This is a genomic window from Rickettsia sp. (genome assembly GCF_965035265.1).
The window spans coordinates 1-7441 of the sequence record NZ_CBCDJS010000067.1 but is presented as its reverse complement, the minus strand read 5'-3'; the positions used below and the strand labels follow the sequence as shown (position 1 = coordinate 7441).

Sequence of the window (7441 nt, the reverse complement as noted above, 5' to 3'; positions counted from 1 at the left end):
TATTTATATTCATAGTAACATATTAGATTTAAAACTATAATATTTGTTATTACTTATAATGACGTGATCATGTACTATAATATTTACGGTTTGGCATGTCTCTACTATTTTATTTGTCATATGAATGTCGGCTTTTGAAGGTTCAGGGCTACCACTTGGATGATTATGTACAAGTATAAGGCTACTTGCTTCATTAAATAAAGCTCGTTTAATTATCTCACGTGGATATACTGCAGCTTGATCTATAGTTCCTTGACTCAAAACTTCATCGGCAATTAAAATATTTTTCTTATTCAAAAATAATATACGAAACTGTTCGAGTCGCATACTGCCCATATTAACTTTTAAATAATCAATCAAAGAACTCCAAGAAGCAATAATATTTTTATTTATTATTTTTTGTTTCAATACTCTATTTATCAGCTCACGTATTAGAGCAAAATTGATATATAAATTTTCATTTGTGCCTTTAATACTAAGTAGTCTTTCCTTATCAAGGTTAATTAAATCTGTAATATTAAAATGATCAAGTAGCTTTTTAGCAAGAGGTTTTACGTCTTTACGAGGAATAGCCGAAAATAACATTACTTCAAGTAATTCGTAATCGGAGAAATTGGCAGATCCTACAATAAATCGTTCCTTTACTCTCTTTCGATGCCCTATGTAATGAGGTGTATCTATTTCATCATTAGACCTCTTCGGAAACTCTACTTCTAGAGGTAATTTGTACGTCGATCCGGTACTCGAATCCTCACGTACGTTTGAGTACGCTACGGTTCGAGGTGAAGTGTCTCCTTCAAATTCCTCCCTATAAGCGAGTTTCCGAAGAGGTCTATTACCGAATTCTATCAAATTATTTTCTAACATTCTTTGTGTTTACTCAAATTATAAATAAGTAAAATGTTGCTGGTGTCATTCCCGCGTAGGCGGGGCGTTGTTGCATGGATACCCGAACCGTCATTGCGAGCGAACGTAGTGAGCGTGGCAATCCAGAAAAATAATTAAAAAAATTCTGATTTACAGAATTTTTAACTGGATTGCTTCGTCAAATTACTTCGTAATTTTTCTCGCAATGACGGAAAAACCAAACCATCCAACAAAATCAACTTTTAACCTATAGCTCAGTATGGAGGGTATTTTAGTTTTTTAGGTGATAACGTAAATATTTCAAAACCGTCTTTAGTCACGCCTATAGTATGCTCAAATTGAGCAGATAATGATTTATCACGCGTGGTAACCGTCCATCCATCTAGTTTACTTAATATTGTGTCGTGATTACCGGCATTTATCATAGGTTCAACGGTGAAAAACATCCCTTCTTCTAACGTTAGACCCGTGCCGCTGCGACCGTAATTTAATATTGACGGTTCATCATGAAAAACTCTTCCGATACCGTGACCCGTATAATCTCTGACCACCGAATAATTATGCTTCTCGGCATAGCTGGCAATAGCATGCCCAATATCCCCGAGTTTAGCACCGGGCTTTACTACTTCAATCCCTTTCATCATCGCATCATAAGTTACTTGAATAAGACGCTTTGGCTTAATTGCTACATCACCGACATAATACATACGGCTAGTATCGCCGTACCAACCGTCTAAAATTACTGTAACGTCGATATTTACAATATCACCGTTTTTTAAAGGTTTATCGTTTGGAATGCCGTGACAAACCACATGATTTATAGAAGTACAAATCGATTTTGGGAAGCCTTTATAATTTAAAGGTGCAGGAATGGCATTATGAGAAGTGATAAAATTATGACAAAGGTCATTTAAATTATTAGTAGTGATATTCGGTTTTACGTGATCAGTAATAAAATCGAGCGTCTCTGCAGCTAATTTTCCAGCTAGCCGCATCTTTACAAAATCTTTTTCTGTATGAATTTTTATGGTCATGTTATATTATAAGCTTTTTAAAATCGTTTATAGTATAACATTTTTTTCTAAGGTGTAAATTCTAAGTTAATACTGTTTACTGTATATTTTCTAGATGGGCTTTTAAAAATTCAGGAGCAAAATCTGCGCCGTTAGACCAAGTAATAGTTTGTAGCTCCTTGTCAACAATCACTTGAGCAAATAGAGTTTTATTTTTGAGAGGTTCAAACATTGAGCCTGTTAAGTGTTTATATAAGTTTATATTACCTTTAGTACCATCGTCAAAGGATAATTCTAGGCAATAATCGTTAACATATTTTACAGATATTACATGTAACATATTTTACTCCAAAGGGGCAATAGAATTTAATGGCTCTCCATTTTGAGTTCTTTGCCAATTATCTAATAATTCATTTTTTATATTATTTCAAGCTTTTACATTTACGTAGATGATGTAGATTATTTAAGTTTTAACAATATATTTTCTTGTAGTAACGGCTTTAAAAATGTATTTTATATTAAACTTTCCAAAAATTACCTAATGCTATATTACATAAATAAAATTCTTTCAAATAATAAAATACAAGCCATCATTTTAGGAATAATTGGGCTTGGTATTGTTTCTGCTCTTACATCATATAATATAGACGACCCGTCTTTTAACTCGGTCACAACCGAGTATCCTGGTAATCTAGTTGGAATTTTTGGCTCTTATTCATCGGATTTTTTATATCAATTTTTTGGATTAGCTGCTTTTATTATACCGATTGCCTGCTTTGTTTGGGGTAGGAATTGTTGGTATGAAAGATATCGCGGCTCATTTATCCGTATGTTTGTAATGTTGCTTGCTCTCTTAAGCAGTAGCACATTATTATCTAACCTCAAACTAGAATTCATACCGGCAAATGCAGGCGGAGCCATTGGAATAATAGCCTTTAATTTTTTTGAGCGATTTACAAACCAATTTTACTTATTATTAATATTTTTTACCTTTATTATATTAGTTGTTTTACTTGAAATTAAATTTACTTCCTTAAGTAATTTCATAATTAAGTTAGGTAAATTTTTAGCATACCGGATACAATCTTTTGTACATAACCTATTTTTACGGTTGTCTTCAGTAAGATTATTCCCTACTAAAAACAATGATCAGATAAATATAACTTCTTCTTATCAAAGACCTGTAAGCGAAAAAGTAAAGCTTGTTGAAGAAAATAAGCCTGTACCTACAAATCCTATAAAATTCTTTAATAAACCCTCTGTTGCTCCTAAAATATCTCAAAGTGAAATAGCAGAATTGCCGCCTATTTCATTATTACGTGATGCTGAAAACCATCATATAAAAGGGTCTTCTTCCTCAGAGCTTAAACAAAAAGCCGAAGAGTTGTTAACAGTGTTGAATGATTTTGGAGTTAAAGGGCAGATAATTAATATCAACCAAGGACCGGTGGTAACTCAATATGAATTTGAGCCGGCAGCAGGCACTAAAACTTCAAGAGTAGTAGGATTATCCGACGATATAGCACGCTCACTATCTGCTTTATCAACAAGGATAGCAGTAATACCCGGTAAAAATGTTCTTGGTATTGAACTTCCTAATAAGCATCGTGAATTCTTTTGCTTAAAAGAACTTATAGAGACGCCCGAATATCAAGACAAATCAACTTTATTGCCTCTAGTCTTAGGTAAAGATTTAGCAGGTAAGCCGTTGATTGCCGACCTTGCTAAAATGCCTCATTTGCTAGTCGCAGGAACTACCGGCTCCGGTAAATCCGTCGGGATTAACGCTATGATAGTCTCGCTTTTATACCGCTATACTCCTGAAGAATGCCGCTTTATCATGATTGATCCGAAAATGCTTGAATTATCGGCTTATGATGGGATACCGCATTTGCTAACTCCCGTGGTAACCGAGCCGTCTAAAGCGGTAGTAGCTCTTAAATGGGCAGTTAAGGAAATGGAAAACCGCTATAGAATGATGAGCAATATCGGTGTTAAGAATATCGCGGGTTATAATGCAAAAATCTTAGAAGCGGTTAAAGAAAATAGAGTAATTGAGCGTTCGATTCAAACGGGATTTGATCCTGAAACCGGCAAGCCTATTTATGAAACCGTTACGATGAATATGGAAAAACTACCGTACATAGTGGTTATTGTTGATGAGATGGCTGATTTAATGCTAGTCGCCGGTAAGGATATCGAAATGCTGATTCAAAGGCTTGCTCAAATGGCAAGAGCGGCGGGCATCCATATTATTATGGCAACGCAAAGACCTTCTGTAGACGTTATTACCGGCGTAATTAAAGCCAATTTCCCAAGCCGTATTAGCTTTAAAGTTACCTCTAAAATCGATAGTCGAACGATTCTAGGCGAGCAAGGTTCCGAGCAGCTACTCGGTATGGGTGATATGCTATTTATGGGGAACACTTCAAAGATAAGCAGAGTACACGGACCGTTTGTTAACGAATCCGAAATTGAGAAAATTACGGAATATTTGAAAGAGACCGGTACGCCTGAATATATCTCTGCCGTTACCGAGCAACCTGAAGAAGACGACGGTAGCATTGATATTGGCGACGGTACGTCTGATGAAGTACTTTACAAAAAAGCCGTGCAGATAGTACGTGATGAACGTAAATCCTCCATTAGCTATGTCCAAAGATCGCTTAGAATCGGCTATAACAAAGCTGCCAATTTAGTTGAGAAGATGGAGAAAGACGGCATAGTCTCACCACCGAATCATACCGGTAAGAGAGAGATATTATTACCTGAGAGATAGGAGTGGTTGCATGGCTCGTTTATGTCATTCCCGCGGAGGCGGGAATCCAGAAAAAAGTATAGATAAAGCAATTTTTTGAAATTAAAAGCTCGAACTATCTCGCTTTATGCTGGATTCCCGCCTCCACGGGAATGATATCGAAGCTTAGGCGATCCTCATATTATCAACATTTTTCATTGACATTATCATTAATATATTTTAATAATTGCCGCCGCAATATATTAAATAATGGAAATAACCTGATGACTACCTCTAATACTGGAACCAGACACCCAAGTTACTATACCTCATATGCAAAAACTACTTCTAAAGATTATATAATATCACGTCTTAAAGCTTTAAAAGCTAAGATAGCGAAAGTAAACCCGATGGCTATAAGAGATAATAAATGGTCGGATTTACATTTAGCAGTAGGATTTAAAGAAATAAATTTAGTAAAAACTTTATGTGATGAAAAAAATATTAATTCTACAGATGCTAAATGTAGAACTCCTCTGGAGTTAGCAATACTTGGTCGTGATTTAGAAACAGTAAAATTTTTAGTTCAGATGGGAGGAAAAATTGCCCCTAACATGTATGGTTGGTCTGCTATTCATTTAGCAATCAAAATCGGTAATTTAGAAATAGTAAAATATTTATATGAGAATACGGAATTTAAAAAGTACGATAAATATGGATTGAGTCTACTAGATTGGGCTAAGAATATCGGTAATAAACAAGTAGTACAGTTTTTTCAGTACTCTCCTAAAATGAAAACCCCCTTAGAACTAGCTGTAGAATCGAAAAATATCTCATCAATAAAAGCATTAATTAGCAAAGGTGCTAAATTTGATATTAAAAGCGAACTTGGCTATAAGATTTTTGATCTTGCTATTAATTCTGAAGATGTAAGATTAATAGAGTATTTAGTAAATCATATGCTAGTCGGTAAAAATACGGGGCAGCAAACTCTTTTAGAAAAAGTAACTCAAATTTATGACAAGAATATAAATGTCTCGAAACTAGCAAAAGTTTTGATTAAAAACGGTGCAGAATTTGATAAAGCTTTAGGACAAAAGCTTTTACAAAAAGCAGTATATGCTGATGATTTAGAATTAGTAGAAACTTTATATGATAAGGGTATTAATGTTAAGTACCAAGACCAACTAGGGCGTACAGCACTAAATCATGCTATAAAAGCTAACTGCGGGGAAGAGTTATTAAAGTTTTTAATTGAGCATGGAGATTGTAATAGCCGTGATAAATCAGGCTCAACTCCTTTGCATTGGGCAGCGAATAATCATCATACCATAGCTACAAAATTATTACTTGAAGCTGATGCTTGTTCTTATATTCCGGATTATTTAGGGCAAACTCCTTTAAGCCTAGCTGAATATTATGGACATGATGATATTGCGGGGATTTTAGGAGCGGTTGTCCACGGTTCTTAAAAAGGCAGTTCTGTACCTTAATATCATTCCCGCGTTCTTAATGTCGTTCCCGCGTAGGCAGGAATCCAATCACATTTAATGTCATCCCGCGACTTGATCGCGGGATCCATAAAAACAATAAAAAATACTAGTATTTTAAACTTGATCCCGCGATCAAGTTGCGGGATGACAAGGTCGGAAAAACAATCCACGCAATAAAGCTGTTACGGTATGACATATAATCCATACAAATGCCACAAATTCATACTAAATTTGCAAAAATATCATTCGTATTATCAATTATAATAGACATATTGAAAAAGTTGCATTAGAATTATAGCACTTTTTAAGTTATGTAATTTTTATTAAGGTTTACATTATGGTGAATATCTCTCCAAAATTATTTCAAAAAGCAATCCAAACAGGTTTAAAAACCGCTTTATTCACCACCTCAACCGCAGCATTGATGCTGAGTAGTAGTGGGGCATTGGGTACTGCTTTAGACGTTACTGGTGATATAGCAGCATTACGAGTAGATGATGCCACTAATTTATCAGCAGCATGGGCTAATGCTGATTCCCTTAAGTTAAAAGGACCTTTTAATATTAATACAGGTGAAGATGCATTAGATATTGCAGGCGTTAATATTAATGGTAATACTGGTCAGCTTTTTACTGTAGCTCATGATCAAATAACCATAGGCAGTGCCCTTTTTGCTATGAATCTAACCCTAACCAATGCAGCAGGTGATGTTACCGTTGATTCTGTAGTTGCTGGAGATGTTAGAGTTGCTGGCGGGGTGCTTAGTATAGGTGCAGCGGGTCAAGACATGATAATAACCGGTGGTACAGTGAATCAAAACGTTGCTATTGGAGGAGATTTGACTGTAAGTGGTGGAGGTGTGTATGTAGGAACGGCAGCGGCTGATGTTACAGGTGATGTAGATGTTCAAGCAGATGCCGGAGCAGTTACAATTCGCAGTGCAACAGGAAATGTTACGGTAGCAGGCAGTACTCTTGTAATAGTAAATGCCGTAGCCGATATGACAATAACCGGCGGTACAGTGAATCAAACTGGTACTATCGGCGGAGATTTAGCGATGAGTAACGGTGGCGTCTTAAACGGTACGGCAGGTGCTACGAATGTCGGACGGACAGTACTTCTAAATGCCGGTTTTGCAGGCCAAGTAACGATTAATAATGCAAACGGGCTTGTAACTACAAAGGGCGGTACGTTAACGTTAAATAATGCTGCTAATGGAATAAATTTTGCGGCTGGTGCAGCAGCTGGTACTACGGTAAATATTATTGGAGACGGTAATGCTGGAGATGTAGATAATACCACCGGTGGTAATACTATAGGAACAATAACCT

At 35.9% G+C, this 7441-nt stretch carries 4 protein-coding genes and 4 pseudogenes; 4 read left to right on the top strand and 4 right to left on the bottom strand.

Translation table 11 applies throughout. The features are described from left to right. The 4 genes and pseudogenes from radC to AC1Z7D_RS05120 all read right to left on the bottom strand — a co-directional run. Positions 1-585: pseudogene (radC, locus tag AC1Z7D_RS05135) on the bottom strand (RadC family protein); the annotation flags it as partial. A gap of 102 nt (positions 586-687) precedes the next feature. After that, positions 688-843, bottom strand: a pseudogene (locus AC1Z7D_RS05130) (palindromic element RPE1 domain-containing protein); the annotation flags it as partial. A gap of 278 nt (positions 844-1121) precedes the next feature. Further along, positions 1122-1901: a type I methionyl aminopeptidase gene (gene map / locus AC1Z7D_RS05125; protein WP_482602557.1), complete on the bottom strand. Its 780-nt coding sequence runs from the start codon at positions 1899-1901 to the stop codon at positions 1122-1124. Positions 1902-1977: 76 nt separating this feature from the next. Further along, positions 1978-2220 (bottom strand): DUF2442 domain-containing protein, encoded by a 243-nt coding sequence (locus AC1Z7D_RS05120; RefSeq protein ID WP_482602555.1) that lies wholly within the window; start codon positions 2218-2220, stop codon positions 1978-1980. Between the two features lie 201 nt (positions 2221-2421). Here AC1Z7D_RS05120 and AC1Z7D_RS05115 point away from each other — a divergent pair, with 201 nt between their 5' ends. The 4 genes and pseudogenes from AC1Z7D_RS05115 to AC1Z7D_RS05100 form a co-directional block, all read left to right on the top strand. Continuing rightward, positions 2422-4659, top strand: a complete 2238-nt coding sequence (locus tag AC1Z7D_RS05115) for an FtsK/SpoIIIE family DNA translocase (protein WP_482602553.1) — start codon at positions 2422-2424, stop codon at positions 4657-4659. A gap of 368 nt (positions 4660-5027) precedes the next feature. After that, positions 5028-5486: pseudogene (locus AC1Z7D_RS05110) on the top strand (ankyrin repeat domain-containing protein); the annotation flags it as partial. Positions 5487-5576: 90 nt separating this feature from the next. Continuing rightward, complete coding sequence (locus AC1Z7D_RS05105) at positions 5577-6089, top strand: ankyrin repeat domain-containing protein (protein ID WP_482602559.1); 513 nt, start codon at positions 5577-5579, stop codon at positions 6087-6089. A gap of 358 nt (positions 6090-6447) precedes the next feature. Next, a pseudogene (locus tag AC1Z7D_RS05100) lies at positions 6448-7441 on the top strand (hypothetical protein); the annotation flags it as partial.